This is a genomic window from Blastococcus sp. SYSU D00813 (genome assembly GCF_054050735.1).
Genome location: NZ_JBJGZX010000019.1, coordinates 1 through 25452, shown reverse-complemented (window position 1 = coordinate 25452; position 25452 = coordinate 1). Strand labels below are relative to the sequence as shown.

The 25452-nt window shown below is 75.4% G+C and carries 27 protein-coding genes; 6 read left to right on the top strand and 21 right to left on the bottom strand.

Going from position 1 to position 25452, the window contains the following annotated elements; translation table 11 throughout:
• Positions 1 to 3: 3 nt before the first annotated feature.
• The 3 genes from ispG to dxr all read right to left on the bottom strand — a co-directional run bounded on the left by ispG (position 4) and on the right by dxr (position 3864).
• Positions 4 to 1164, bottom strand: a complete 1161-nt coding sequence (gene ispG, locus ACI8AX_RS14260; protein ID WP_456550486.1) for a flavodoxin-dependent (E)-4-hydroxy-3-methylbut-2-enyl-diphosphate synthase — start codon at positions 1162 to 1164, stop codon at positions 4 to 6.
• Positions 1165 to 1264: 100 nt separating this feature from the next.
• Entirely contained in the window at positions 1265 to 2626 is a 1362-nt protein-coding gene (locus ACI8AX_RS14255) for a M50 family metallopeptidase (RefSeq protein WP_456550540.1), read from the bottom strand.
• Between the two features lie 26 nt (positions 2627 to 2652).
• Positions 2653 to 3864 carry a 1-deoxy-D-xylulose-5-phosphate reductoisomerase gene (dxr, locus tag ACI8AX_RS14250; RefSeq protein ID WP_456550485.1) on the bottom strand — a complete coding sequence of 404 codons (1212 nt, stop codon included), beginning with the start codon at positions 3862 to 3864 and terminating at the stop codon, positions 2653 to 2655.
• A 152-nt stretch (positions 3865 to 4016) separates the two neighbouring features.
• Here dxr and ACI8AX_RS14245 point away from each other — a divergent pair, with 152 nt between their 5' ends.
• The gene (locus tag ACI8AX_RS14245; RefSeq protein ID WP_456550484.1) at positions 4017 to 4343 is read left to right on the top strand and encodes a DUF2631 domain-containing protein; all 327 of its coding nucleotides are present in this window, start codon (positions 4017 to 4019) and stop codon (positions 4341 to 4343) included.
• Between the two features lie 76 nt (positions 4344 to 4419).
• Here ACI8AX_RS14245 and ACI8AX_RS14240 read toward each other — a convergent pair whose 3' ends face one another.
• The 3 genes from ACI8AX_RS14240 to ACI8AX_RS14230 are packed head-to-tail and all read right to left on the bottom strand — an operon-like array spanning position 4420 to position 7537.
• Positions 4420 to 5145: a VIT1/CCC1 transporter family protein gene (locus tag ACI8AX_RS14240; RefSeq protein ID WP_456550483.1), complete on the bottom strand. Its 726-nt coding sequence runs from the start codon at positions 5143 to 5145 to the stop codon at positions 4420 to 4422.
• Positions 5142 to 6323, bottom strand: a complete 1182-nt coding sequence (rlmN, locus tag ACI8AX_RS14235) for a 23S rRNA (adenine(2503)-C(2))-methyltransferase RlmN (RefSeq protein WP_456550482.1) — start codon at positions 6321 to 6323, stop codon at positions 5142 to 5144. The genes ACI8AX_RS14240 and rlmN overlap by 4 nt, the downstream gene beginning before the upstream one ends.
• A gap of 53 nt (positions 6324 to 6376) precedes the next feature.
• Complete coding sequence (locus ACI8AX_RS14230; protein ID WP_456550481.1) at positions 6377 to 7537, bottom strand: hypothetical protein; 1161 nt, start codon at positions 7535 to 7537, stop codon at positions 6377 to 6379.
• Positions 7538 to 7652: 115 nt separating this feature from the next.
• Between ACI8AX_RS14230 and ACI8AX_RS14225 the strand changes: the two genes are divergently transcribed.
• The 3 genes from ACI8AX_RS14225 to ACI8AX_RS14215 are packed head-to-tail and all read left to right on the top strand — an operon-like array spanning position 7653 to position 10193.
• Positions 7653 to 8306: a TrmH family RNA methyltransferase gene (locus tag ACI8AX_RS14225; RefSeq protein ID WP_456550480.1), complete on the top strand. Its 654-nt coding sequence runs from the start codon at positions 7653 to 7655 to the stop codon at positions 8304 to 8306.
• 31 nt (positions 8307 to 8337) lie between these two features.
• Positions 8338 to 9096, top strand: coding sequence for a polyphosphate kinase 2 family protein (locus ACI8AX_RS14220; RefSeq protein WP_456550479.1), 759 nt, complete (start codon positions 8338 to 8340; stop codon positions 9094 to 9096).
• On the top strand, positions 9093 to 10193 hold the full coding sequence (locus ACI8AX_RS14215; protein WP_456550478.1) for a GNAT family N-acetyltransferase: 1101 nt from the start codon (positions 9093 to 9095) through the stop codon (positions 10191 to 10193). Before ACI8AX_RS14220 ends, ACI8AX_RS14215 begins: the two co-directional genes overlap by 4 nt.
• Here ACI8AX_RS14215 and ACI8AX_RS14210 read toward each other — a convergent pair.
• From ACI8AX_RS14210 to rpsB, 5 genes are all read right to left on the bottom strand, one after another.
• On the bottom strand, positions 10190 to 11218 hold the full coding sequence (locus tag ACI8AX_RS14210; protein ID WP_456550477.1) for a phosphatidate cytidylyltransferase: 1029 nt from the start codon (positions 11216 to 11218) through the stop codon (positions 10190 to 10192). The two genes, ACI8AX_RS14215 and ACI8AX_RS14210, sit on opposite strands and share 4 nt — an antisense overlap.
• Positions 11219 to 11239: 21 nt before the next feature.
• Positions 11240 to 11797 carry a ribosome recycling factor gene (gene frr, locus ACI8AX_RS14205; RefSeq protein ID WP_456550476.1) on the bottom strand — a complete coding sequence of 186 codons (558 nt, stop codon included), beginning with the start codon at positions 11795 to 11797 and terminating at the stop codon, positions 11240 to 11242.
• 76 nt (positions 11798 to 11873) lie between these two features.
• Positions 11874 to 12635 (bottom strand): UMP kinase, encoded by a 762-nt coding sequence (gene pyrH, locus ACI8AX_RS14200; RefSeq protein ID WP_456550475.1) that lies wholly within the window; start codon positions 12633 to 12635, stop codon positions 11874 to 11876.
• Positions 12636 to 12806: 171 nt separating this feature from the next.
• Positions 12807 to 13622 carry a translation elongation factor Ts gene (gene tsf / locus ACI8AX_RS14195; RefSeq protein WP_456550474.1) on the bottom strand — a complete coding sequence of 272 codons (816 nt, stop codon included), beginning with the start codon at positions 13620 to 13622 and terminating at the stop codon, positions 12807 to 12809.
• Positions 13623 to 13711: 89 nt separating this feature from the next.
• Positions 13712 to 14638, bottom strand: a complete 927-nt coding sequence (gene rpsB / locus ACI8AX_RS14190; RefSeq protein WP_456550473.1) for a 30S ribosomal protein S2 — start codon at positions 14636 to 14638, stop codon at positions 13712 to 13714.
• A gap of 314 nt (positions 14639 to 14952) precedes the next feature.
• Here rpsB and ACI8AX_RS14185 point away from each other — a divergent pair, with 314 nt between their 5' ends.
• Complete coding sequence (locus ACI8AX_RS14185; RefSeq protein WP_456550472.1) at positions 14953 to 15462, top strand: peptidoglycan DD-metalloendopeptidase family protein; 510 nt, start codon at positions 14953 to 14955, stop codon at positions 15460 to 15462.
• 7 nt (positions 15463 to 15469) lie between these two features.
• Here the strand turns inward: ACI8AX_RS14185 and whiG are convergent, their stop codons facing one another.
• Both whiG and ACI8AX_RS14175 read right to left on the bottom strand, forming a co-directional pair.
• Positions 15470 to 16294 (bottom strand): RNA polymerase sigma factor WhiG, encoded by an 825-nt coding sequence (whiG, locus tag ACI8AX_RS14180; RefSeq protein WP_456550471.1) that lies wholly within the window; start codon positions 16292 to 16294, stop codon positions 15470 to 15472.
• Between the two features lie 61 nt (positions 16295 to 16355).
• Positions 16356 to 17291, bottom strand: coding sequence for a tyrosine recombinase XerC (locus tag ACI8AX_RS14175; protein ID WP_456550470.1), 936 nt, complete (start codon positions 17289 to 17291; stop codon positions 16356 to 16358).
• A gap of 93 nt (positions 17292 to 17384) precedes the next feature.
• On the opposite strand from ACI8AX_RS14175, the gene ACI8AX_RS14170 reads away from it, so the two are divergent.
• Positions 17385 to 18188, top strand: coding sequence for an acyl-CoA thioesterase (locus ACI8AX_RS14170; RefSeq protein ID WP_456550469.1), 804 nt, complete (start codon positions 17385 to 17387; stop codon positions 18186 to 18188).
• A 20-nt stretch (positions 18189 to 18208) separates the two neighbouring features.
• On the opposite strand, the gene dprA is transcribed toward ACI8AX_RS14170, so the two are convergent.
• The 8 genes from dprA to rplS form a co-directional block, all read right to left on the bottom strand.
• Positions 18209 to 19462, bottom strand: coding sequence for a DNA-processing protein DprA (dprA, locus tag ACI8AX_RS14165; RefSeq protein ID WP_456550468.1), 1254 nt, complete (start codon positions 19460 to 19462; stop codon positions 18209 to 18211).
• Complete coding sequence (locus tag ACI8AX_RS14160) at positions 19459 to 20979, bottom strand: YifB family Mg chelatase-like AAA ATPase (RefSeq protein WP_456550467.1); 1521 nt, start codon at positions 20977 to 20979, stop codon at positions 19459 to 19461. The genes dprA and ACI8AX_RS14160 overlap by 4 nt, the downstream gene beginning before the upstream one ends.
• Positions 20976 to 21335, bottom strand: a complete 360-nt coding sequence (locus ACI8AX_RS14155) for a YraN family protein (protein ID WP_456550466.1) — start codon at positions 21333 to 21335, stop codon at positions 20976 to 20978. Before ACI8AX_RS14155 ends, ACI8AX_RS14160 begins: the two co-directional genes overlap by 4 nt.
• A gap of 145 nt (positions 21336 to 21480) precedes the next feature.
• Positions 21481 to 21801: a DUF2469 domain-containing protein gene (locus ACI8AX_RS14150; RefSeq protein WP_029432918.1), complete on the bottom strand. Its 321-nt coding sequence runs from the start codon at positions 21799 to 21801 to the stop codon at positions 21481 to 21483.
• Positions 21798 to 22511: a ribonuclease HII gene (locus tag ACI8AX_RS14145; RefSeq protein ID WP_456550465.1), complete on the bottom strand. Its 714-nt coding sequence runs from the start codon at positions 22509 to 22511 to the stop codon at positions 21798 to 21800. The genes ACI8AX_RS14150 and ACI8AX_RS14145 overlap by 4 nt, the downstream gene beginning before the upstream one ends.
• Before the next feature lie 343 nt (positions 22512 to 22854).
• The gene (locus ACI8AX_RS14140; RefSeq protein WP_456550464.1) at positions 22855 to 23562 is read right to left on the bottom strand and encodes a LuxR C-terminal-related transcriptional regulator; all 708 of its coding nucleotides are present in this window, start codon (positions 23560 to 23562) and stop codon (positions 22855 to 22857) included.
• Between the two features lie 325 nt (positions 23563 to 23887).
• Positions 23888 to 24874 carry a signal peptidase I gene (lepB, locus tag ACI8AX_RS14135; protein WP_456550463.1) on the bottom strand — a complete coding sequence of 329 codons (987 nt, stop codon included), beginning with the start codon at positions 24872 to 24874 and terminating at the stop codon, positions 23888 to 23890.
• A gap of 64 nt (positions 24875 to 24938) precedes the next feature.
• On the bottom strand, positions 24939 to 25295 hold the full coding sequence (gene rplS / locus ACI8AX_RS14130; RefSeq protein ID WP_456550462.1) for a 50S ribosomal protein L19: 357 nt from the start codon (positions 25293 to 25295) through the stop codon (positions 24939 to 24941).
• Positions 25296 to 25452: the final 157 nt, after the last annotated feature.

The following is a 25452-nucleotide window of genomic DNA, read 5'->3' as shown; positions in this document are numbered from 1 at the left end:
CCGTCAGCCGACGGTGACGACGGGCGGGCCGGAGGGGACGTCCCCGTCGGCCTGCTCACCGGCGAGACGCATGGCCTCCTCGATCAGCGTCTCCACGATCTGCGACTCGGGCACGGTCTTGACGACCTCGCCCTTGACGAAGATCTGGCCCTTGCCGTTGCCCGAGGCCACGCCGAGGTCGGCCTCGCGGGCCTCGCCCGGCCCGTTGACGACGCAGCCCATGACGGCGACGCGCAGCGGCACCTCGAGGCCGTCGAGACCGGCGGTGACCTCGTCGGCCAGCTTGTAGACGTCGACCTGGGCGCGGCCGCAGGAGGGGCAGCTGACGATCTCCAGGCCGCGCTGGCGCAGGTTCAGCGACTCCAGGATCTGGGTGCCGACCTTGACCTCCTCGACCGGCGGGGCCGACAGCGAGACGCGGATCGTGTCGCCGATGCCCTTGCTCAGCAGCGCGCCGAAGGCGACCGCCGACTTGATCGTGCCCTGGAAGGCCGGGCCCGCCTCGGTGACGCCCAGGTGCAGCGGGTAGTCGCACTGGGCGGCGAGCAGCTCGTAGGCGCGGACCATGACGACCGGGTCGTTGTGCTTGACCGAGATCTTGATGTCGCGGAAGTCGTGCTCCTCGAACAGCGAGCACTCCCACAGCGCGGACTCGACCAGCGCCTCCGGGGTGGCCTTGCCGTACTTGGCGAGCAGCCGCTTGTCCAGGGACCCGGCGTTGACGCCGATCCGGATCGGGATGCCGGCGCCCTTCGCCGCCTTCGCGATGTCGCCGACCCGGTCGTCGAACTTCTTGATGTTGCCCGGGTTGACGCGCACCGCGGCGCAGCCGGCGTCGATCGCGGCGAAGACGTAGCGGGGCTGGAAGTGGATGTCGGCGATCACCGGGATCTGCGAGTGCCGGGCGATCTCCGGCAGCGCCTCGGCGTCGTCGGTGTCGGGCACGGCGACGCGGACGATCTGGCAGCCGGCGGCGGTGAGCTCGGCGATCTGCTGCAGCGTGGCGTTGACGTCGGCGGTCTTCGTCGTCGTCATCGACTGCACGCTGACCGGCGAGTCGCTGCCGACGCCGACACCGCCCACGGACAGCTGCCGCGTCTTGCGGCGCGGGGCCAGGACGGGCGGGGGTGCCGCGGGCATGCCGAGACCGACGAGCGTGGACATGGCTCCCAGTATCGCCCTCCGCGCAGGTGGGTGCCGCCGCCGGCGCCGTGACCTGGGTGACCGCGCCGGGGACCGTGCCGGTGACCGCGTGCGGAGGCCGCTACTGCAGGGTGATCGGGTTGACGATGTCGGCCACGAGCAGGAGACCCGACAGCACGATGAACAGCCCGGCCACCACGTAGGCCACCGGCATCAGGCGGGCGATGTCGAACGGCCCGGGGTCCGGCTTCCCGCGCAGGCGGGCGACGGTGGACCGGGCCTTCTCGTACAGCGCCCCGGCCACGTGGCCGCCGTCGAGCGGGTACATCGGCAGGAGGTTGAACAGGAACAGCACGAGGTTGACGCTGGCCAGCAGGCTGAGGAAGAAGCTGATCTTCTCGGCGGTGCTGAACTGCTCGATCGAGAACACCTCGCCGGAGATGCGCCCGACGCCGACGACGCCGATGGGCCCGTTCTCGTCCCGCTCCTCGCCGAGGAAGGCGGCGCGGAACAGCTGCGGCACCCGCTCGGGGATCTCGACCAGGCGCTCGATCGAGTTGCCGACGATCATCCCGAAGTAGCCCGGGACGTCGCCCACGGACTGCCGGGCCAGCCCGCCGACGGGCTGGACGCCCAGGAAGCCGGCGGTGGTCGTGCCCTCGCCGTCGTCGGTGTAGACGGTGTTCGGGATGGGCGTGACGGTGAGGTCGCGGCGGTCGCCGTCCCGCTCGATGGTGAGCGTGAGCTCCTCGTTCGGGGAGCTGCGGATGGCCTGCTGCACCGTCGTCCAGCTGTCGTAGGCGTCCGGGTCCAGGGCCCGCCCGTCGATGGCGACGATCGTGTCGCCCGGCTGCAGCCCGGCGCGGGCGGCGGGGCTGGTGACGGGCAGCGCGCAGTCGGGCTCGCCGAGCTCGCAGACCTCGCCGGCGTCCGCGCCGCTGGTGACGATCGGGATGTCGCAGACGTCGACGTCGTCGGCCGCGGCCCGGTCGATGCTCTGGGCGCCCACCGGGACGACGCACGCGGGCACCTCGGCCACCTGGGTGGTGACGACGCTGGTGCCCACCGCCAGGAGGGTGATCGTGAAGAGGACGACGGCGAGCACGAGGTTGTGCAGCGGCCCGGCCGACATCACGATGACGCGCTGCCACCACGGCTTGGCGTAGAAGACGCGGCCCTCGTCGCCGGGGCGGACGTCGTTGAGCGCCTGCCCCCGGACCTCGGCGATGAAGCTGCGCATGCGGGTGGCGCGCTTGCTCTCGCCCTCCTCGGCCGGCGGGATCATGCCGACGATGCGGATGTAGCCGCCCATCGGGATCGCCTTGATGCCGTACTCGGTCTCCCCGCGGGTGCGCGACCAGATGGTCGGGCCGAAGCCGACCATGAACTGCGGCACCCGCATGCCGAACTTCCGGGCCCAGAAGAAGTGGCCGTACTCGTGGAAGCCGATGGAGAACAGCAACCCGATCGCGAAGGCGACGATCCCGAGGACCGTCAGCAGGATCCCGGTCAGTGCATGCCCCCTTCGTGGGCGGAGACGACGGCGCGGGCGTGCTGCCGGGCCCACCGCTCGGCGGCCAGGACGTCGTCCACGCAGGTGGGCGCGCCGAGGTCCGGAGCGTCGTCGAGGGTACGCGCGACGAGGTCCACGATGCCCCGGAACGGCAGCCGACCCGCGAGGAACGCCGCGACCGCCTCCTCGTTGGCCGCGTTGAACACCGCCGGCACCACGCCGCCGGCCTCCCCGGCCGCGCGGGCGAGGCCCACGGCGGGGAACGCCTCCCCGTCCAGCGGCGCGAACTCCCAGGAGCTCGCGGTGGACCAGTCCAGCGCCGGTTGCACGTGCGGCAGCCGGTCGGGCCAGGCCAGCGCCAGGGCGATGGGCAGCCGCATGTCCGGCGGGCTGGCCTGGGCGATGGTGGCGCCGTCGGCGAAGGTGACCATCGAGTGCACGATCGACTGCGGGTGCACGACCACGTCGATGTCGGCGTAGGGGACGCCGAACAGCAGGTGCGCCTCGATCAGCTCCAGGCCCTTGTTCACCAGCGTGGCCGAGTTGATCGTCACGACCGGCCCCATGTCCCAGGTCGGGTGGGCCAGCGCCTGCTCGACCGTGACGTCGGCCAGCTCCGCGGCGCTGCGGCCGCGGAAGGGGCCGCCGCTGGCCGTGAGCACCAGCCGGGCCACCTCCCCGCGGGCGCCGCCGCGCAGGCACTGGGCCAGCGCGGAGTGCTCGGAGTCGACCGGGACGAGCTGGCCGGGGGCCGCCGCGGCGGTCACCAGGTCGCCCCCGGCCACCAGCGACTCCTTGTTGGCCAGCGCCACGGTGCGCCCGGCGGCCAGCGCCGAGAGGGTCGGCCCGAGGCCGATCGACCCGGTGATCCCGTTGAGGACGACGTCGGCCGGGCGGGCGGCCAGCTCCTCGGCGGCGCGCGGCCCGGCGAGGATCTCCGGCAGCGAGTACTCCCCCGTCGACCAGCCCCGCTTGGAGGCGGCGGCGTAGAAGGCCAGCTGCAGGTCCTGCGCCGCCGTCGCCCGTGCGACGGCGACGGTCCGCACCCCGAGCGCCAGCGCCTGCTCGGCCAGCTCGGCGACGTTGCCCCCGCCGGCGGCCAGGCCGGTGATGCGGAGCCGGTCGGGGTTCTGCTCGGCGACCGCGATCGCCTGGCGGCCGATCGACCCGGTCGAGCCGAGCACGGTGACCTCGCGCGGGGTGCTCACGATGCCCACGGTCCGCTCCCCCGGGGCGCTCCGCTCCTCGCTCGTCCCTCGCTGCGATGCTCACGCCCCTGTCCGCTCACGGACCCATCCTCCCCGACGACGCGCCCTCCCTCGTTCGGTACGGGCGCGGCCGGGCTGGCAAGATGCGGGACGTGAGCGAGCAGACCCACCGGGAACGGATCTCGATCGACCACCCGAACACCTCGCGGGTCGAGCAGCCCGGCCGCGAGGAGGGCGTCGTCCGGCACGACGCGCACCCGGTCGAGCACGAGCGTCCCGAGGAGTGGGGCTGGCACGGCGAGACCGGCCGGGCCGGCCGGGTCGGTGCCTGGATCTCCGTCCTCGTGATCCTCGCCTACCTCTTCGGCAACCACGAGGGCCGCGTCGAGGACCTGTGGGTCGTCGGCACGGCGCTGGTGATGGTCCTGATCCTGCTGTGGGACATCCGCCGCCGGAAGAACGCCTGGCGCGCCAAGTGAGCTGAGCTCCGCACGCGACGAGGGCCGCTCCCCCACCGGGGAGCGGCCCTCGTCGCGTCCGGGGCCGGGCGGCGGCTCAGGCGGCGGTGACGCCGATCGCCAGCCCGATGAGGTAGGTGGTGCCGGCGGCCAGAGCCCCGAACAGCAGCTGGCGGCCGCCCGCGTACCACCACGGCCGCGGGGTGAACCGCGAGGACAGCGCGCCGGCCAGGGCGAGGCCGACGCCGCCGCACAGCAGCGCCACCCACAGCAGCGAGACGCCGAGCAGGTAGGGCACCAGCGGCACGACCGCGCCGACGGCGAAGGTGACGAACGACGACAGGGCCGCCGTCCGCGGCGAGGGCTCGTCGTCGACCGTCACACCCATCTCGGCGACCACGTGCAGCCGCAGCGCCGTCTCCGGGTCGCGGGAGAGCTGGACGGCGACCTGCTGGGCGAGGTCCTCCTCGACGCCGCGGACCCGCAGCTGGTGCACGAGCTCGGCGAGCTCCCCGCGCGGGTTGCGCTGCAGCTCCCGGCGCTCCTTGGCGACCTCGAGGTCGAGCTGCTCGTTCTGCGTCTTCACCGACGTGTACTCGCCCAGGGCCATCGAGATCGCGCCGGCCACCAGGCTGGCCACGCCCGCCAGCACGATCGCCCGCGGCGCCGCTCCGCCGCCGCCCACGCCGGCGACGAGCGCGGTGTTGGTCACCAGCCCGTCCATGGCGCCGAACACCGCCGGGCGCAGCCACCCGCCGGAGACGTCGGCGTGGGTGTGGCCGTGGGTCTCGGCGACCTCCTGCGGGCTGGCGACCTCGCTCACCCGTCGGCCTCCGCGCCCAGCTCGACCGGGGGCTCGACGGGCTCGGCCGGGACGGTCGCCACGGCCGGGACACCGCCGTCGGCGAGGTCGGCCGCCGCGAGCTGGCCGCAGGCGCCGTCGATGTCCTGGCCGCGGGTGTCGCGCACCGTCGTCGGCACCCCGGCCGCCCGCAGCCGGGCCACGAACTCCCGCTGCGCGGGCAGGGGGCTGGCGTCCCACGGGCTGCCGGGGGTCGGGTTGAGCGGGATGAGGTTGACGTGCGCGCGGCGCCGGGCGAGCAGCCGGCCGAGCAGGTCGGCGCGCTCGGGCTGGTCGTTCACGTCTCGGATCAGCGCGTACTCGATCGAGTAGCGGCGGCCGGTGCGCTCGGCGTAGTCGTCGGCGGCGGCCACGACCTCGGCGACCTTCCAGCGGGTGTTGACCGGCACGAGGGTGTCGCGCAGCTCGTCGTCGGGGGCGTGGAGGCTGACCGCGAGGGTGACCTGCAGCCCCTCCTCGGTGAGCTTGCGGATGCCGGGCACCACGCCCACGGTGGAGACGGTGATCGACCGCTGCGACAGGCCCAGCCCGTGCGGCGCCGGCGTGTACAGCGCCTCGAGGGTGCGGCGGACCCGGGCGTAGTTGGCCAGCGGCTCCCCCATGCCCATGAAGACGACGTTCGACAGCCGGCCGGGCCCGCCGGGCAGGTCGCCGTCGGCCATCGCCCGTGCCGCGGCCACCGCCTGCCCGATGATCTCCGCGGCCGACAGGTTGCGGGTCAGCCCGCCCTGGCCGGTGGCGCAGAAGGGGCAGGCCATGCCGCAGCCGGCCTGGCTGGAGATGCAGACGGTCGCGCGGCCGGGGTAGCGCATGAGGACGCTCTCGACCAGCGCCCCGTCGTGCAGCCGCCACAGCGTCTTGCGGGTGCGCCCGCCGTCGGCGGCCTGGTGCCGGACCGGGGTCAGCAGGCCGGGCAGCAACGCCTCGGCGAGCGTCTCGCGCGCCGCGGCCGGGACGTCGGTCATCTGCGCCGGGTCGGTGGTGCCGCGGAAGAAGTGCCGGGAGAGCTGGTCGGCCCGGAAGGCCGGCTGCCCGAGCCCGGACACGGCGGCGCGCGCCTCCTCGCGGGTCAGGTCGGCGAGGTGGCGCGGCGGCTTGCCCCGGCGGGGGGCGTCGAAGACCAGGGGCAGGGCTGTCATGGCGCCGTCCATGGTCCCACCGCTGCTGCGCCGGTGCCGGTGACGTCGCTCGCTCAGGGAGCCGGTGCGGTCGGGTCCGCAACCGTGTCGTCCGGTGCCGGCGTGCCCGTCCCCGCCCCGTCCGTCGGGGTCGGGCCGCCGGTCGGCGCCGGGTCGGTCGGCAGGGGGACGTCGGTCGGCAGGGGGACGTCGGTCGGCACGGGGACGTCCGTGGGCACGGGCACGTCGGTCGGCGGGGGGACGTCCGTGGGCACGGGGCCGCCGGTCGGCGCCGGGTCGGTGGGAGTCGTGGGGACCGGCGCCGGCTCGTCGGGGGTCCCCGTCGGCACAACGGCGGTCGGGGTGGGGACGGGGTCCGCGACCGGGACCGCGGCGGACGTGCCCGGTGTCCCGGCGACGACCCCGGCCGCCGGCGCACCGGGCAGCACGGCGGTCACGGACGCGGCCGGCGCGACGACGTCGGGACGGCCCGCCGGCGACGGGGTCGTGGTCGTCACGAACGGCGGCGGGGGCACCGCGACCACGGTCGACGGTGCGGCCGCCGAGGGCTCGGCACCACCGGTGGCCCGGGCGGTCGCGCCGGTGCCGGGGGCGTCGGCTACCTGACCCGACGACTGCTGCCGGTCCGCCGCCGGGACCGCGTCGGAGGACGACGTGGCGAGGAGGGCCGCCCCCGTGACGCCGCCGGCGACCAGCAGGCCGACGGCCACGGTCAGGCCCCTCCGCCGGCGGAGCCGCACCCGCGGACGGACGACGACGAGCGGGCGAGGGGCCTCGGGCGCGGCGGGCTCGGCGGGCTCGACCGGCGCAGCCGGCGCGGCGGGTTCGGCCGCCTCGTCGTCCGGGGGCGCGCGGTCGGGGGTCTCGTCGTCGGCGGTCTCGGCGACCACGGGCTCGTCGAGCACCGGCTCGTCGGCCGGCGCCTCGTCGTCCGGCGCCTCGTCGTCCGGCGCCTCGTCGTCCGGCGCCTGGCCGACCACGGGCTCGTCCACCACGGGCTCGTCCACCACGGGCTCGTCGTCCGGCCCCTCGTCGTCCGGCCCCTCGTCGTCCGGCGCCTCGTGGTGCGCCGCCTCGGCGGTCACCCACGCCGGGAGCCAGGCGTCGTCCCAGTCGTCCGCCGCCGGCAGGCCCGGATCCGCCGGCGGGCGGGCCTTGGCGTCCGCCGCCGGCTGCGCGTCGTCCTGCGCCGTCGTCCCCGGGTCCTCGTTCACCACTCGCCGTGATCCCTCACTCACCATGTGCAGTCAGAGCATGGTGCCGGACGGGCGCCCCCCGTGTGGGGAGGCGTGGCCGTCGGCCCGGGAGGACCCGGCTAGCGTCGCTCCGGTGACCGACGACGGGACCGGACCGACCCCGCCGGAGGACGTCGGGGTGGGCCCCTGGCCGGGCCCGTGGCCGCAGGATCCGCGCTACGACCCCGAACTGCTCGAGCACGGCGACCGGCGCAACGTCGTCGACCGGTACCGCTACTGGACGGTGGAGGCGATCGTCGCCGACCTCGACACCCGCCGGCACCCCTTCCACGTGGCGATCGAGAACTGGAAGCACGACCTCAACATCGGGACGGTGGTGCGCACGGCCAACGCGTTCCTCGCCGCGGGCGTGCACGTGGTCGGCCGGCGCCGCTGGAACCGCCGGGGCGCGATGGTCACCGACCGGTACATGCACGTGCACCACTCCCCCGACGTCGCCGCGCTGGCCGCCTGGGCCCGCGCCGCGGGGCTCCCGCTGCTCGCCGTCGACAACCTGCCCGGCGCCCGCCCGCTGGAGACCGAGCCGCTGCCGCGCGCCTGCGTGCTGCTGTTCGGGCAGGAGGGCACCGGCCTCACCGACGCCGCCCGCGACCTGGCCGACGGCGTGCTGTCGATCGCCCAGTACGGCTCGACCCGGTCGGTCAACGCCGGCGTGGCCGCCGGGATCGCGATGCACGCCTGGATCCGCCAGCACGGCGGACCGCCGCCCGGCGAGCCGCCGGGATGACAGCCCCGGCCGCAGCGGCGAGGCTGCCCGCATGAGCCGCCTCGCCGACGTGGACCTGTCGCTGCACCTGGGCAAGAAGGAGGGCAAGGAGCAGCTGGCGGCCGCGCAGCGCCGGCTGGTGCACCTGCGGCTGCTCCTCGGCGGGCAGCTCGGGTCGGGCGAGCTGGGGCCGCCGCTGTGCGTGCTGTTCGAGGGCTGGGACGCCTCGGGCAAGGGCGGGGCGATCAAGCGGCTGGTCGAGGAGCTGGACCCGCGGCACGTTCGGGTGGCCCAGTTCGCCGCCCCCTCGCACGACGAGAAGCGGCACCACTTCCTGTGGCGCTTCTGGCCGGTGCTGCCCGGCTGGGGCGGGATGGCCGTGCTGGACCGCACCTGGTACGGCCGGGTGCTGGTCGAGCGGGTCGAGGGCTTCGCCTCCGAGGCCGCATGGCAGCGGGCGTACGGGGAGATCGTCGACCTGGAGACGACGCTGGCCGCCGAGGGCATGGTGCTGGTCAAGTTCTGGGTGCACGTCTCCCCTGAGGAGCAGCTGCGCCGCTTCGAGTCCCGCCGGGACGACCCGCTGCGCGCCTGGAAGCTGACCGACGAGGACTGGCGCAACCGGGAGAAGCGCGGCGCGTACGAGGCGGCGGTCGAGGAGATGCTGCACCGCACCGACATCCCGGTGGCGCCGTGGCACGTGGTCGCCGGTGACGACAAGCGGTGGGCGCGGGTCGCCGTCGTCCGGACCGTCTGCGAGGCCATCGAGGCGGCGCTGCGCGCCCGCGGCGTCGACCCCGACGACGCATGACGCCGCTGCTGCACCTGGTGGAGCCCGCCGCGTGGCGGGCCGCGCTGGACGCCGGTGACCTGCGGCCGCCGTCGCTGGCCGAGGCCGGCTTCGTGCACCTGTCCACGCCCGACCAGGTGCACCTGCCGGCGCAGCGGCTGTTCCCCGGCCGCCGCGACCTGGTGCTGCTGGTCGTCGACCCGGCGCGGCTGACCGACCCGGTGCGGTTCGAGCCCGGGGTGCACGGCGACCCGGCCGCGATGCGCTTCCCGCACCTGTACGGCCCGCTGCCGGCCTCCGCCGTGGTCGCCGTCGTCCCGTACCGCCCACCGGCCGAGCCGGTGCTGCCGGCGCCGGACGACGCCCTCGGGCGCGCGGTCGCCTCCCTCGTCTCCCTGCGCGTCCGGCGCGCCGCCGAGGTCCGGGACGTGCCCGGGGGCGTCGCCGTCCTCGACCCCGCCTACCGGCACTCCCGGGACGACAACCGGCTGCTGCTCACCGACCCGGTCGACGACGGCACCGTCGAGGAGTCCGCCACGGAGCTCGCGCGCGACGCGGGCCTGGGGCACCGGTCCGCGACGCTGTGCTGGCCGGGCGCCGCGGCGGTCGCACAGCGGCTGGCCGAGCGGGGATGGCGCGCCGGTGAGGTCGTCGTCATGTCCCGCCCCGCCGTCCCGGGGCCCCCCGGACCGCGCGCCGTGCCGGTGCCGCAGGAGGACCTGCACGACCTGTGGCGCCGGGCGTGGCGGGCCGAGCTGCCGCCCCGGCCGGACCTGGACGAGGTGGTCGACCACCTGGTCGGGCGCGAGCACCGCAACGACCGGGTCGTCGCCGTGCACGACCTCGCCGTGCTCGAGGACGGGCGGCCGGTCGCCGCCGCGCAGCTGCGCGTCGACGGCGCCACCGCGTTCGTGGACTCGGTGCAGACCGACGCCGCCGCCCGCGGCCGCGGGCACGGGGACGCCGTCCTGGCCGCGGCGCTGGACCGCGCGGCGGCGGCCGGCTGCGACCTGGTGCTGCTCGAGGCCGCGGCCGACGACTGGCCGCGGACGTGGTACGCCCGCCGCGGGTTCACCGAGGTCGGCTCGGTGTGGATGGTCGACGCGGACGCCGGCTAGGCCGGCACGACCCAGGAGAGCAGCAGCCAGGCCACGGCCGCCGAGGGCAGCAGCGAGTCCATCCGGTCCATGAGCCCGCCGTGGCCGGGCAGCAGGTTCCCCATGTCCTTGATGCCGAGGTCCCGCTTGACCAGCGACTCACCCAGGTCGCCGAGGGTGGCGCTCACGGCCAGAGCCGCGCCGAAGAGGACGCCGCCCCACCAGGGCCCGTCGAGGGCGAGGACGACGATGGGCGTGGCGACGGCGACGCAGGCCAGCACCGAACCGGCCATGCCCTCCCACGACTTCTTCGGGCTGACGGTCGGGGCCATCGGGTGCCGGCCGAACAGCACGCCCGCGGTGTAGCCGCCGACGTCGTTGCCCACCACGGTGGCGATGAAGAGGATCACGCGGGTGGCGCCGTCGTCCGGGACGAGCAGCAGGACGGCGAAGCCGGCCAGCAGCGGCACGTAGAGCGCGACCAGGACCCCGGTCGAGGCGTCCCGCAGGTAGCCCTCCGGCCCGTCGCCCAGCCGCCACAGGAGGACGGCGAGGACGGTGAGCAGGAAGGCGACGACGAGGCCCACCGAGCCGCGGGTCCAGGCGAGCGCGACCATCGCCACCGCCCCGACGAGGACGGGGACCAGCGGCGGCTCGGCCCCGCCGGCGCGCAGGGCGCGGCTGAGCTCGACCACCGAGACGAGGACGGCCGCGCCCAGCACCAGCAGGAACGCCGGGCGGTAGACCAGCAGGGACACCAGGATGACCGCGCCGAGACCGAGCCCGACACCGATCGCGGCGACGAGGTCGCGCCCGGCCCGGCTCGGCTTCTCCGGGGGCTGCTCGGTGACCGGCAGGTCCTCGACCGGCGCCTGCCCCGCCGCGACCTGCTCCGGGGCAGCCGGCACGGGGACCTCGCGGGTCGCGGGTACGGCGAGCTCCGCCGTCGCCGGTCCGGTCGGCCCGGGCGGCGGCACGGCCGGCGGTGCCGCCTGCCCGGGACGGCGGACCAGCGGCAGCGGGCCGGTGTCGGACTCGCGTCTCATGGTCGCGGCGGGGGGACGGGCTCAGACCTCGAGGAGCTCGGTCTCCTTGTTCTTGACCGCCTCGTCGACGTGGTTCACGTGCTGGGCGGTGAGCTCGTCGAGCTCCTTCTCCGCGCGGCGCACGTCGTCCTCGCCGGCCTCGCCGTCCTTGGCGATGCGGTCGAGCTCCTCCTTGCTGCGCCGGCGGATGTTGCGGATGGCGACCTTGGCGTCCTCGCCCTTGGACCGGGCCATCTTCACCAGGTCGCGGCGCCGCTCCTCGGTCAGCTGCGGGAAGACCACGCGGATGATCTGGCCGTCGTTGGTCGGGTTGACGCCCAGGTCGCTGTCGCGGATGGCTTTCTCGATCGCCGACAGCTGGCTGTTGTCGTAGGGCTTGATGACCGCCATCCGGGCCTCGGGCACGGTGATGGAGGACATCTGCGGCACGGGCGTGGGCGCGCCGTAGTAGTCGACCATGATCTTGTTGAACATGGACGGGGCGGCGCGGCCGGTGCGCACCGAGCCGAGGTCCTCCCGAGCGACCGACAGGGCCTTGTCCATCCGCTCCTCGGCGTCGAGCAGGGTGTCGTCGATCACGGGTCTGTCCCTCCTGCGGGCGGCGCCCGTCGGGGGCCGCCTCTCCGCTGTGCTCCGGTTGCCGTCGGGGCGCCGGTCAGGCCGGCGTGCTGATCAGCGTGCCGATCCTCTCACCTGCCACCGCACGCGCGATGTTCCCGTCCTGCAGCAGGTTGAACACGACGATCGGCATCCGGTTCTCCATGGAGAGGCTGATCGCGGTGGCGTCGGCGACCTTGAGCTCGTCGGCCAGGACGGTGGCGTAGTCCAGGTCGGTGTACATCTTCGCGTCGGGGTTGGTGCGCGGGTCGTCGTCGTAGACGCCGTCGACGCCGTTCTTGGCCATCAGCAGCACCTGGCAGCCGATCTCGAGCGCGCGCTGGGCGGCCACGGTGTCGGTGGAGAAGTACGGCATGCCGGCACCGGCGCCGAAGATGACCAGCCGGCCCTTCTCCAGGTGCCGCACGGCCTTGCGCGGGATGTAGGGCTCGGCGACCTGCCCCATCGTGATCGCCGTCTGCACCCGCGTCTCCAGGCCCACCTGCTCGCAGAAGGCCTGCAGGGCCAGGCAGTTCATGACCGTGCCGAGCATGCCCATGTAGTCGGCGTGCCGGCGGTCCATGCCCGCCTGGGAGAGCTCGGCGCCGCGGAAGAAGTTGCCCCCGCCGACGACGACGGCGACCTGGGTGCCGCCGTGGACGACGTCGGCCAGCTGCTGGGCGATGCTGTGCACGATGGCCGAGTCCACGCCGACCCTGCCGCCGCCGAAGGCCTCACCGGAGAGCTTCAGCAGCACCCGCTGGTAGCCGCCGCCGTCGGCGGGCTGGAAGGCGCTGGGGGCGGACACGGTGTCGGTCAACTGCTCATCCCTCGCTCGACGGTCGTTCCGGTCGATCCTGCCTCATGCCGGGGAGCCCGACAGCCGGGCCCGGACAGCAGAAGGACCCCGCTGCCCCCCACGCCTCGCACGCTCGGCGCGGGCCCCTCAGCGGGGCCGGACGGGGACAGCGGGGTCCTCTGCTGACCGGTGTTACGCCTGGCCGACCTCGAAGCGCGCGAAGCGCTCCACGGTCAGGCCCGCCTCGTCGAGGATCTGCTTCACCGTGCGCTTGGGCTCGGTGATCGACGGCTGCTCGAGGAGGACGAAGTCCTTGTAGTAGGCGTTGACCCGGCCCTCGACGATCTTGGTGATCGCCTGCTCCGGCTTGCCCTCCTCCTTCGCCGTCTGCTCGGCGACGCGGCGCTCGGTCTCGACGGCCTCGGCCGGGACCTCGTCGCGGGTGAGGTAGCGCGGGCGGGCGGCGGCGATGTGCATCGCCAGCGACCGCGCGGCCTCCTCGGAACCGCCGCTGTACTGCACCGCGACACCGATGCCCGGGGGCAGGTCGGTGGCCCGCTTGTGCAGGTAGGTGGCGGTGGTGCCCTCGAAGACCGCGAAGCGGGAGAGGACCAGCTTCTCGCCGATGCGGGCCGACTCGGCCTCGATCAGCGCGGCGACGGTCTGGCCGTCGACCTCGGTGGCCAGCAGCGCGTCGACGTCGGCCGGCTTCTGCGCCAGCACGATGTCGAGCAGCCGCTCGCCGAGCTTGACGAAGTCGGCGTTCTTGGCGACGAAGTCGGTCTCGCAGTCGATCTCGAGCAGGGCGCCGTCCTTGCTGACGACGATGCCGTTGGTCGTCGAGCGCTCCAGGCGCTTGCCGACGTCCTTGGCGCCCTTGATGCGCAGCAGCTCGACGGCCTTGTCGAAGTCGCCGTCGGCCTCGGTGAGCGCCTTCTTGCAGTCCATCATGCCGGCGCCGGTGGCGTCGCGGAGACGCTTGACGTCGGCTGCGGTGAAGTCAGCCATGTCTCTCTTCCTGAGTGTGGTCCCGGGCTCGGGACGGCCCCGTCCAGGGGCTCGTCCCGAGCGTGCGAGGGATGAGGAGGACGGGGTCCTTACCCGTTCTGGGCGCCCTGGGTGCCGGTGTCGGTGTCGCCGGAGGCGGGGACGCCCTCGACCGGGGCGACCTCGTCGGCGGTGACGGTCGGCGCGGCGGCCGGCGTCTCGGGCAGCTCGGTGGCGGTCGCCTCGCCGGTCTGGCCGGTCAGCAGCTCGCGCTCCCAGTCGGCCAGCGGCTCGTCGCCACCGATGACGGGCTCGGCGCCGTCCTCGCGGCCGGCGTTGGCCTGCGCGGCCGAGCGGGCCATGAGGCCCTCGGCCACGGCGTCGGCCACCACGCGGGTCAGCACCGTGATGCTGCGGATCGCGTCGTCGTTGCCCGGGATCTTGTAGTCGACCTCGTCGGGGTCGCAGTTGGTGTCGAGGATCGCGACGACCGGGATGTTGAGCTTGCGCGCCTCGCCGACGGCGATGTGCTCCTTCTTGGTGTCCACGATCCAGATGGCGCTGGGCACCTTCTGCATGTCGCGGATGCCGCCGAGGCTGCGCTCGAGCTTGGCCTTCTCGCGGCTGAGGACCAGCTGCTCCTTCTTGGACAGGCTGACCAGCACGCCGGTCTGCTCCATGTCCTCGAGCTCCTTGAGCCGCTGGAGCCGCTTGTGCACGGTCTGGAAGTTGGTGAGCATGCCGCCCAGCCAGCGCTGGTTCACGTAGGGCATGCCGACGCGCTGCGCCTGCTCGGCGACGACCTCCTGCGCCTGGCGCTTGGTGCCGACGAACAGGATCGACCCGCCGTGCGCGACCGTCTGCTTGACGAACTCGTAGGCGTTGTCGATGTACCCGAGCGTCTGCTGCAGGTCGATGATGTAGATGCCGTTGCGCTCGGTGAAGATGAAGCGCTTCATCTTCGGGTTCCAGCGACGGGTCTGGTGCCCGAAGTGGACGCCGCTGTCGAGCAGCTGCTTCATGCTGACGACTGCCATGGTCGCCTCTCTGTACGCACGCGACCGCCGGGCGGTCGCGCATCTCGGTTGTCGCGGGCACCGGGTGGTGCGCCGCCCTGGCGTCCAGGCGCCACACCACCCCGCGGAGGACCACGGGGACCGAGGTGGCGACCACCCCGCTGGTTCAGCGGCGGGGTTCGAGGACGCGCGAAGTCGACCCACCGGAGCGGGCCGCACCGGACAGCATACGCGCCGCCGGGAGCGCCCCTCCCGCCCGTCCACCGGCGGCGGCCGGCGTCCACAGCCGGCCGCCGGCGCCGTCCCGGTGGCCCGCGTCGGCCGAGGGTGGCGGGGTGCCCCCGCGCCTGCTTGCCGCCCTGCTCCTCCTGGCCTGCCTGGTCGTCGCCGGGCCGGCGACCGCGGCCCCGGATCCACCCGCCCGGCTCCCCGCCGGCGGCGTCTGGGTCCCGCCGGTGCCGGGGCCGGAGGTGACCCGCGCGTTCGAGGCGCCGGGCTCGCCCTACGGGCCCGGGCACCGCGGCGTCGACCTGGCCGCCGCACCGGGCGCGGTGGTGGTCGCCGCCGGCGACGGCGTCGTGGCGTTCGCCGGCGCGGTGGCCGGCCGGCCGGTGGTCAGCATCGACCACCCCGGGGGCCTGCGGACGACGTACGAGCCGGTCGAGCCCTCCGTGGGCGCCGGGCAGCGGGTGACGAGCGGCTCCCCGGTCGGCACGCTGGCCGCGGGCCACGCGGGCTGCCCGGCGCCGGCCTGCCTGCACTGGGGGCTGCGCCGCGGGGAGACCTACCTCGACCCGCTGCAACTCCTCGCGTCGCCGCGGATCCGCCTGCTGCCCCCGGGGTGAGCCCGGCTCAGGCGATGTCGGCGAGCTTGGTGCGCAGGTGCAGCACGGCCTTGGTGTGCAGCTGGCAGATGCGGCTCTCGGTCACCCCGAGGACGCGGCCGATGTCGGCCAGGGTGAGCCCCTCGAAGTAGTAGAGGCTCACGACCACCTTCTCCCGCTCGGGGAGCTGCTCGACGGCGCGGGCCAGCAGCTGCCGGGCCTCGCCGTGCTCGGCCATGGCCTGCGGGTCGAGGGCGGAGGTGTCCTGCAGGGTGTCGACCAGCCGCGGGGCGCCGCCGTCGTCGTCGGTGAGGAGCTCGTCGAGGGCGACCACGTTGACCAGGGAGAGCTGGCCGAGGAACTTGCGGACCTCCTCGACGTCCATGTCCATCTCCGCGGCCACCTCCTCGTCGGAGGGGCTGCGCTGGAGCCGGCTCTCCAGGGCGGCGATGGTCTTCTCGAACTGGCGGGCCCTGCTGCGCACCGAGCGCGGGATCCAGTCCGTCGTCCGCAGCTCGTCGATGATCGCGCCGCGGATGCGCGCCATCGCGTAGCTCTCGAACTTGACCTCGCGGGAGGGCTGGTAGCGGGTGATCGCGTCGATGAGCCCGAAGGTGCCGTAGGAGGCGAGGTCGGCCTGCTCGACGTGGGCGGGCAGCCCCGAGCCGACCCGGCCGGCGACGTACTTGACCAGCGGCGCGTAGTGGAGGATCAGCCGGTCCCGCAGGGCCGGGTCGCGGTCGGCGACGTAATCGCGCCACAGCGCGGCGATCGCCGCGTCGGTGTCCTCGTTCGACTCGTCGATCGCGTCGATCGTCGCCTCGGGCACGGTGTGGCTCCCCCGCTCGCTCATGGGTCCGCCGGGACGGTCCCTGGTGGGCTTCGCAGACCAGTATCGGCAGCCGGAGGCCGGCTCACGCGCGCGGATGGGCCTGGGCGTGCACCGCACGGAGCCGCTCGACCGTCACGTGCGTGTAGATCTGCGTGGTCGCGAGGCTAGCGTGGCCGAGCAGCTCCTGGACCGAACGCAGGTCGGCGCCGCCCTCGAGCACGTGCGTGGCGGCGGAGTGGCGCAGTCCGTGCGGACCGACGTGCGGGGCGCCGGGGGTCGCGGCGACCGCGGCCTGCACCGTCCGGCGGGCCTCCCGCGGGTCGAGCCGGCCGCCGCGGGCACCGAGCAGCAGGGCGGGGCCGGACCGGTCGGTGACCAGGGCCGGGCGCCCGCGGGTCAGCCAGGCGTCGAGGGCGCGCTCGGCGGGCGCGCCGTAGGGGACGCTGCGCTCCTTGCGCCCCTTGCCCAGGACCCGCAGCAGGCGGCGGCCGCGGTCGACGTCGTCGACGTCCAGGCCGACCAGCTCGCTGACCCGGATGCCGCTGGCGTAGAGCAGCTCGAGGACGAGCGCGTCGCGCAGGCCGACGGGCTCCTCCGCGCCTGCGGCGGACTCGACGACGGCGCGGGCCTGGTCCGGTGCCAGCACGTCGGGCAGCGTCCGGTGCGCCTTGGGGCTGACCAGCCGGAGTCCGACGTCCTCGGGGGTCAGCCCGGTCCGGCGCAGCCACCGGGTGAACGACCGGGCCGCCGCGGCCCGCCGGGCCGTGGTGGCCCGGCTGTCGCCGGTGGTGCGGCCCTTGGCCAGCCAGCTGCGCAGGGCCGCGAGGTCGAGGTCGTCGACGCGGGTGCCGCTGCGCCGGGCGAGGTGGTCGAGCAGCGACACCGCGTCGGAGACGTAGGCGCGGAGCGTGTGCTCGGACAGCTCCCGGGCGCCGGTCAGGTGCGCCTCGTAGTCGTCCAGGGCTGCCGCGAGGGCAGGCGGCAGCGCGGCGCGCACCTCCGCCGTCGAACCGGACACCCCGCGACGGTCCGTCGGCGCGGGAGGCAGGTCAAGCGGGCACGCCGGTCCGGCCCGCGCCGGCCGCTCCCCGGACGGTGGTAGGGATCCGGTGTGGCCCACGACTTCGACACGCTGCTCCGCCTCCACCCCCGCGGGGAGGGCGCGTTCGAGAACGAACCGCTGGTGTCCGGGCACCTGTACGGCGGCTACACGCTCGCCCTCGCGGTGCGCGCGGCGGCCGCCACCGTGCCGGCGGGCCTCCTGCCCCACTCCGTGCACGCGGTGTTCCCGGCCGGCGGCGACCTCGGCGAGCCGCTGCGGCTGGACGCGCGCACCGTCCGCGACGGACGGTCCAGCGCCGTGCGCCTGGTGACCGTGACGCAGGGGCGGAGCACCCCGTTGCTGCTCACCGCCTCCTTCCACGCCGGCGGCGAGGGGCCCGACTGGCAGGCGCCGCACCCGCCGCTGCCCGCACCGCCGGAGGACGTCGCGCCCGACGAGGTGCGCCTGATGGGCATGGACCCCTTCGAGTTCCGGCCCGCGGGACGGCACCGCGTCGACGGCGGCGCCGACGTCTTCGACCCCCTGCACCCGTACTGGGTCCGGCCGCACCTGCCGCTGGCCGACGACCCGGGCCTGCACGCCGCGGTGGTCGCGTTCGTCTCGGACTACATGGTGTTCTCGGCGGCACAGGTGCCCGGCTCCCCTCCCCCGCCGGAGACCAGGGGCGTGACCATGGACCACACCCTGTGGTTCCACCGACCGGCCGAGGCCGGCGACTGGCTGCTGTACTCCGCGGACCCGGTGCGCGTCTGCGGCGACCGCGGCCTGGTCCGCGGCGCCGTCCGCGACCGCACCGGTGCGGTGCTGGCGTCGTTCGCGCAGGAGGTGCTGACCTTCCCGCCGCGGGGCTGACGCTCCCGGGCCACGCGGCGTCACCGACGGGGCGGTCGCGGGCGCGGCGCCAGCCGCCAGCCCGTCCCGGTCCACTCGACCAGGCCGGCCACCTCGAGCGCGGGCAGCTGCTGGAGGACCTCCACCACGCTGCAGCCGGCCACGGCCGCGAGCCGTTCCGGGCTCACCCCGTGGCGCACCGGGCAGGCGTCCAGCACGCGGCGGGCGAGGTCGGACAGCTCGTCGCGGACGTCGACCGCCGCCTCCCGTGGCGGCGCCAGGTCCTCACCCAGCCGGCCGACCTCCTCGATGACGTGCGCGGCGGTGCCGACAAGCACCGCCCCGGACTCGCGTTCCCGGACCAGCTCGTGGCAGCCGACGCTCATGGCGCTGGTCACCGGGCCGGGCACCGCCATGACCGGCCGGCCCAGCCGGCGGGCACGGCGGGCGGTGGCCTGCGCTCCCGAGCGGGCCGCCGCCTCGACGACCACCGTGCCGCGGGTCAGCGCCGCGATGAGCCGGTTGCGGACCAGGAACCGGTGGCGGTGGGGTGCCGCGCCCGGCGGCCACTCGCTGACGACGAGCCCCTCCTCCGCGATCCGCTCCAGCAGCGCGCCGTTGCCGCTCGGGTAGGCCCGGTCGACCCCGCAGGCCAGCACCGCCACCGTCGGCGCCCCGGCGGCGAGCGCGCCCCGGTGGGCGGCGGCGTCGATGCCGTAGGCGCCGCCGGAGACGACCGTCCAGCCACGCTCCCCCAGCCGGTGACCCAGGTCGCCGGCCACGTGCTCGCCGTAGGCCGTCGAGGCCCGCGCACCGACCATCGCGACCGACCGCTCGACGACGTCACCCAGCCGCCCGGGGCCGCGCACCCACAGCGCGACCGGCGGGACGAGCGCCGTCGTCCGGTCCGCCTGGTCCGGGGAGCGCGGGTCCTCGGTCGCGGCGGCCACCGTGAGGGCGTGCAGCGGGGCGTGCGGCCACTCGTCGTCCTCGGGGACGACCAGCCGGCCCCCGCGGCGCTGCGCACGGCGCAGGTCGGCCAGGCTGGCGTCCTGCTCGGCGCGGACGCCCACCAGCGCCTGCACCGGAGCGGGTGCCGCGCCGGCTCGCAGCGCCCGGACCGCCGCCACGGGCCCGGCCTCCTCGACGAAGCTCCAGACGGCGACGCTGCCCGGCTCGGCGGCCCGGCTGAGCCACGCCCGGGCGCGGCGGACGACCGCCGGGTCGCCCCGCTCCCCCGCCGCCGAGGCGAGGTCGGCGTCGAGGTCGGACACGGACCGGTCGGGGGCGGTCATGCCGCCACCCGCTGCAGCCGCATGCCCAGCGCCTCGGCGACGTGCTCGCGGTCGGGGACGGGTCGGCCGGCCAGGTCGGCGAGGGTCCAGGCCACCCGCAGCACCCGGTCGAGGCCGCGGACCGAGAGGATGCCGCGCTCCAGGGCCCGCTCCGCGAGCACCGACGCCGACCGGGGCACCACCCAGCGCTCGCGCAGCAGGCGGCCGGGCACCTGCGCGTTGAGTGCCAGGCCGCTGCCCCGCAGGCGTTCGGCGGCGGCGGCCCGCGCCGCGGCGACCCGCGCCGCGACGACCGCCGAGGACTCGGGTGGGTCGGTGCCGTCCAGCCAGGCGGCGCGGGTGACCGGTGGCAGGTCGACGCGCAGGTCGATCCGGTCGAGCAGCGGGCCGGACAGCCGGGACCGGTACCGCCGCCGCTCGGCCGCCGAGCACGTGCAGGCCGCGTCCCCCGCCGCCGACGCGCAGGGGCAGGGGTTCGCCGCCAGCACCAGCTGGGCGTGGCACGGGAACGTCGCGGCGCCGGAGGCCCGCGAGATGGTCACCGACCCCCGCTCGAGCGGCTGGCGGAGGGTGTCCAGGACCGCCCGCGGGAACTCGGGGCTCTCGTCGAGGAAGAGGACCCCGCGGTGGGCGCGGCACAGCGCGCCGGGCCGGATCAGGCCCGAGCCGCCGCCGACGAGGGCGGCCATGGTGGCCGAGTGGTGCGGCGCCTCGAAGGGCGGCCGGCTCACCAGCGGCGCCCCGGGCGGCAGCGTGCCGGCGACGGAGTGGATCGCGGTGACCTCGAGGGCGGCCTGCTCGTCGAGCGGCGGCAGCAGGCCGGGCAGCCGCTCGGCGAGCATCGTCTTGCCCGCGCCCGGGGGCCCGGCGAGGAAGAGGTGGTGGCCGCCCGCGGCGGCGACCTCGACGGCACGCCGGCCGACGGCCTGCCCGACGACGTCCCCCAGGTCCGGGACCGGCGGCGGCTCCGGCAGCGGGCCGCGGGCGTGCGGCCGCAGCGGGGCGCGGCCGGTGAGGTGGGCCAGCAGCTCCCGCAGCGAGGCCACCGGGAGGACGACGACGCCCTCGACGAGCGCGGCCTCGTCGGCGTTGCCCAGCGGGACGACGACCTCCCGGTGGCCCGCCCGCCGGGCCGCGAGCACCGCCGGGAGCACGCCGCGGATGGCCCGCACGGTGCCGTCGAGGCCCAGCTCCCCGAGCAGCACGAGGTCGGCCACGGACGCCGACGGGACCGCCTCGGCCGCGGCCAGCACCCCGGCGGCCAGCGCCAGGTCGAACCCGCTGCCCTGCTTCGGCATGGACGCCGGGGACAGGCCGATGGTCACGCGGCGCAGCGGCCACTGGCCTCCTGCGTTGACCACGGCGGCACGCACCCGGTCGACCGACTGGCGGACCACCGCGTCGGGTAGCCCGACGAGGACCACCTGGGGCACGCCGGCCGACATGTCGACCTCGACCTCGACCAGGGCGCCGGAGACGCCGGCCAGCCCGACCGACCACGTGCGGGCGAGGCTCATGAGAACGCCGCCTGCAGGTGCGTGACCACCGCGGGACCGGCGGGCCGCACCAGCACGCCCACGACGTCGAAGCGCAGGTCGGGCGCGTGCTCCTCGTGCGAGGCCAGCCACCGCTGCGCCAGCAGCCGCAGCCGGCGCTGCTTCGCGGGCGTGACGGCCTCGACCGGGTGCCCGAAGCCGACCTCGCGCCGGGTCTTGACCTCGCAGAAGACGATCGCCGAGCCGTCACGGGCGACGATGTCGAGCTCGCCCTCCCGGCACCGCCAGTTCTGGTCGAGCAGCCGCAGGCCGCGGTCGGTCAGGTAGCGCGCGGCGATCCGCTCACCGCGCCGGCCCAGTTCCGTCGTCGTTCGCACCCGGCGACCGTGACCGGTCCGCGCAGCGGGGACGACGGCTCGCCGGGGTCTGTGGACACGGTCGCCCCCTGTGGACGGCGGACCGCGGGGCGTCGGCGGTGCGCGGGAGCCTCAGCGCGTGGTCGACGCAGCGGACAGTGCCCGGTCAGGGCAGGCGGGGGCCGTCCGGCAGCTCGAGGTCCGGCTTGTCCAGTTCCTCGACGTTGACGTCCTTGAAGGTCAGCACCCGCACGTTCCGCACGAACCGCGCCGGCCGGTACATGTCCCACACCCAGGCGTCGGAGAGCTTGAGCTCGAAGAACACCTCACCGCCGGCCTCGCGCACCTGCAGGTCGACCGAGTTGGCCAGGTAGAAGCGCCGCTCGGTCTCCACCACGTAGGTGAACTGGCGGACGATGTCCCGGTACTCGCGATAGAGCTGCAGCTCCATCTCGGTCTCGTACTTCTCCAGGTCCTCGGTGCTCATCGCGGCTCTCCGGAGACGGTGCGCATGGGTCCATCATCGACCATCGGTCCGGAGACGGTCAGGTGGGCGTCGCGCGCGGCGTGTGCGGCCGCCGCGCGGGCCACGTTGACGAAACGCCGGCGGTGCTCGGGGCAGGGTCCGTGGCGGTCGAGGGCGGCGCTGTGCGCGTCGGTGATGTAGCCCTTGTGCAGGGCGAAGTCGTACTCCGGCCAGCGCTCGTGCAGGTCCGCCATGATCCGGTCCCGCGTCACCTTGGCCAGCACCGAGGCGGCGGCCACGCAGGCGGCGACGCGGTCGCCCTTCCAGACCGCGAGCGTCGGCCGGGCGAGGCCGCTGACGGGGAAGCCGTCGGTCAGGACGTAGTCGGCGCCGGGGTCCAGCGCCCACACGGCCCGGCGCAGCGCCTCGATGTTGGTGACGTGCATGCCGCGGGCGTCGAGGTCGGGCACGGGCATCACGACCACCGACCACGCGACGGCGCGGTCGACGACCTCGTCGTAGACCCGCTCGCGGGCGGCGGCGGTGAGCAGCTTCGAGTCGGCCAGGCCCGGCACCCGCCCGCGCCGCCCGGCGGGCAGGACGCAGGCCGCGGCCACCAGCGGCCCGGCACACGCGCCGCGGCCGGCCTCGTCGGCTCCGGCGACGGCGGAGAAGCCCCGGCGGCGCAGGGAGCGTTCCATGTCCCACAGCGCGTCGGGCCGGTCGTCCACGACCGGACCACGGCCGGCCGGGGCGCGGGCGGGACGGGGAGGGGCGGTACGGACTGCCATCGCGTCCCGACCCTACGACGGCCCGGCGACGGGACGACGCAGCACCGGGACGACGGGTACCGGGACGGCAGGTGGCGGGACCGCCGCACGTGGAGGACGGCCCGCCCGGCCGCGGACGCGCCACGAGCCGGCCCCCGGGTCTCGGGAGGGGCCGGCTCGTGGACGGGTGCGACCGGGGACCGGTCGCGGGCGCCGGGCCGGATCGCTGAGGAGGCGAACCGTCCGGTCCGGCGCGCCCGGTGCGGTCGGCGGTGGAGAGCCGCCAGCGCACCGGGGGTCGGGGTCAGACCTCGGCGGTCTCGGCGGGGAGCACCGCGTGGGCGCCGCAGGTGCAGCCGCCGCCCGACGAGCGGGAGGAGAGCACCAGGGAGACGGCGTGGGCGCGGTCGCGGGCACCCAGCTTGCGCAGGATGGCCTTGACGTGGCTCTTGACCGTGTCCTCGCTGATGAACAGGTTGCGGCCGATCTGGCGGTTCGACTGGCCCTGGAGCAGCTCGTCGAGGACGTCGGACTCGCGGCGGGTCAGCGGGACCTCGGGGGCGAAGGGCTTGGCGGCCGGGGTGGCCGAGGGCTCCACCCGGCGGATCTGCGGGTCGACCACGGTGCGGCCGGCGCGGGCGGCCAGGATGGCCCAGCCCAGGAGCGTCGGGCTCGTGTTGACCATCAGGTAGCCGCGGACACCGGCGGCGACGGCCTCGTTGACCACGGCCGGGTCCTCCGAGGTGGCCAGGGCCACGATGGCGACCCGGGGGAAGCGGCGGCGCAGGTCGCGGCAGGCGGCCAGGGTGGCCGCGCGGCCGGAGCCGAGCTCGACGACGACGGCGTCGGGGCGGGCGGTCTCGACCAGGGTCAGCGCCCGGCGCAGCTCGCCCGGGGTGCCGACCGACTGCATCCCGGCGGTCTCGTTGATCATGCTGACCAGCCCGCGGCGAAGGACCGGGGCGTCGGCGAGGATGAGCACGCGGGTGACGCCGCGGGCGGTGCTCGCCATGGGTGCAGACACTGTCGGACTCCGTTTCACACGTTCGGGGTGGGGCTTGCACACCATCCATCGGACGAGTGAGAGAACTGCTTGACACCTTTCCGGACATTTTTTCCGCCATTCTCGGATTCGTCCGGAACGGCGGTGCGAGTAACACCGGTAACAGGTGCGCGGATTGTCGACATGGCGATGCGCCATTCCGCGACCATTCCGCCGTCGTGGGTCGCCCGCCGACGTCACCGCACCGGAGGCCGGGGCACGGCGCGACCGCCGGTGGTGCGCCCACCCCCGGGAGGGACGCCGGACCGGTCCCGGCGGAGGGACCGGACGGCGATCAGGCCGCGTGCGGGCCCGGGGAACGGCGTCGGGAACCGCCCTGGGGACGGCTCCGCCGGCGCCGCCGCCAAGCGACGACCGGCACCGCCCCCACCAGGCCGAGCACGTGCGGCGCGGCCACCGCGGCGGCGCCGGTGAGCTGGACGCCCGGGGCGGCCGCCCCCTGGATGTCGGGCGAGTCGAGCGTGCCGAACCGGTCGAGGGGCCAGACGATCACCGCGGCCTTGCCGATGACGTCGTCCACGGCGATCGTCCCGGCGTACTGGTCGTCCACGTGGGAGCGTGAGTCGGCCGAGGCCGACCGGTGGTCGCCCATGACCCACAGCCGGCCCTCGGGCACGGTCACCGGGCCGAACCCGCGGGTCTCGATGGGGGTGTCCTGGTAGATGTAGGGCTCGTCGAGCGGTTCCCCGTCGACGACGACGCGCCCCTCCGGGTCGCAGCACTGGACGGTCTGGCCGCCGACGGCGATGACGCGCTTGACGTAGTCGTCCTCGCTGGGCGGGGCCACCCCGACCGCGCGGCCGAGCCACAGCAGCCCGCCGGACACCCAGTTGCCGGGCTCGGCGACCTGGACCTCCGGCGACCAGGTCTCGGGGCCCTCGAAGACGACGATGTCGCCGGGCTCGGGCTCGCCGAACCAGTAGGGCACCTTGTTCACCAGCACGCGGTCGCCGGTGCAGCCGGTGCAGCCGTGCAGCGTGGTCTCCATCGACCCCGAGGGGATGAAGAAGGCCTGCACGAGGAATGTCTTGACCAGCAGCGCGAGCACGAACGCCACCAGCAGCAGCACCGGGAGCTCACGCAGCAGCGAGGGCTTCTTGCCGGGCTCGGTGCGGCGCCGGCCGCCCCACCACCGGCGGGCGCCGGCCGGAGCCGCGGTGTCCGAGCGGTCGTCTGGCCCGCGCTCGCCGGGCCGGCGGTCGTCGGGTCCCTCGTCCCCCGGGACGACGTCGGCGGGTCCCCCGTGCCGGTCGCTGCTCATCGAGGATCAGCGTACGGGCGCGGGAGACCCGCCGTGTCGAGGCAGGGAGGGCCGGCGCAGCGTGTCAGCGCGCGACGGTCTCGCGCTTCTCCTTGATCTTGGCGGCCTTGCCGCGCAGCTCGCGGAGGTAGTACAGCTTGGCCCGACGCACGTCACCGCGGGTCAGCACCTCGATCTTCTCCACGACCGGGGTGTGCACCGGGAAGGTGCGCTCCACGCCGACGCCGAAGCTGACCTTGCGGACGGTGAAGGTCTCGCGGATGCCGCCGCCCTGGCGGCGGATGACGACGCCCTGGAAGACCTGGATGCGCGAGCGGTTGCCCTCGACGACGCGCACGTGCACCTTGACGGTGTCACCGGGGCGGAACTCGGGGATGTCGTCGCGCAGCGAGTCGGCGTCGAGTACGTCCAGGGTGTTCATCGTCGGCAGTCCTCAGCTCTAGCGGTGGTCTCAGCGGTGGGGGGGGGGGGGGGGGGGGGGGGGGGGGGGGGGGGGGGGGGGGGGGGGGGGGGGGGGGGGGGGGGGGGGGGGGGGGGGGGGGGGGGGGGGGGGGGGGGGGGGGGGGGGGGGGGGGGGG

Coding starts and splice junctions, on each gene's coding strand:
- ACI8AX_RS14160 (WP_456550467.1), bottom strand. CDS start 20,979: ATGAGCCTCGCCCGCACGTGGTCGGTCGGGCTGGCCGGCGTCTCCGGC.
- ACI8AX_RS14140 (WP_456550464.1), bottom strand. CDS start 23,562: ATGGCGAGCACCGCCCGCGGCGTCACCCGCGTGCTCATCCTCGCCGAC.
- rlmN (WP_456550482.1), bottom strand. CDS start 6,323: ATGACAGCCCTGCCCCTGGTCTTCGACGCCCCCCGCCGGGGCAAGCCG.
- ACI8AX_RS14215 (WP_456550478.1), top strand. CDS start 9,093: ATGACGCCGCTGCTGCACCTGGTGGAGCCCGCCGCGTGGCGGGCCGCG.
- tsf (WP_456550474.1), bottom strand. CDS start 13,622: ATGGCTGACTTCACCGCAGCCGACGTCAAGCGTCTCCGCGACGCCACC.
- lepB (WP_456550463.1), bottom strand. CDS start 24,874: ATGAGCAGCGACCGGCACGGGGGACCCGCCGACGTCGTCCCGGGGGAC.
- ACI8AX_RS14220 (WP_456550479.1), top strand. CDS start 8,338: ATGAGCCGCCTCGCCGACGTGGACCTGTCGCTGCACCTGGGCAAGAAG.
- whiG (WP_456550471.1), bottom strand. CDS start 16,294: ATGAGCGAGCGGGGGAGCCACACCGTGCCCGAGGCGACGATCGACGCG.
- rplS (WP_456550462.1), bottom strand. CDS start 25,295: ATGAACACCCTGGACGTACTCGACGCCGACTCGCTGCGCGACGACATC.
- ispG (WP_456550486.1), bottom strand. CDS start 1,164: ATGTCCACGCTCGTCGGTCTCGGCATGCCCGCGGCACCCCCGCCCGTC.
- dprA (WP_456550468.1), bottom strand. CDS start 19,462: ATGACCGCCCCCGACCGGTCCGTGTCCGACCTCGACGCCGACCTCGCC.
- ACI8AX_RS14210 (WP_456550477.1), bottom strand. CDS start 11,218: ATGAGACGCGAGTCCGACACCGGCCCGCTGCCGCTGGTCCGCCGTCCC.
- ACI8AX_RS14150 (WP_029432918.1), bottom strand. CDS start 21,801: ATGAGCACCGAGGACCTGGAGAAGTACGAGACCGAGATGGAGCTGCAG.
- rpsB (WP_456550473.1), bottom strand. CDS start 14,638: ATGGCAGTCGTCAGCATGAAGCAGCTGCTCGACAGCGGCGTCCACTTC.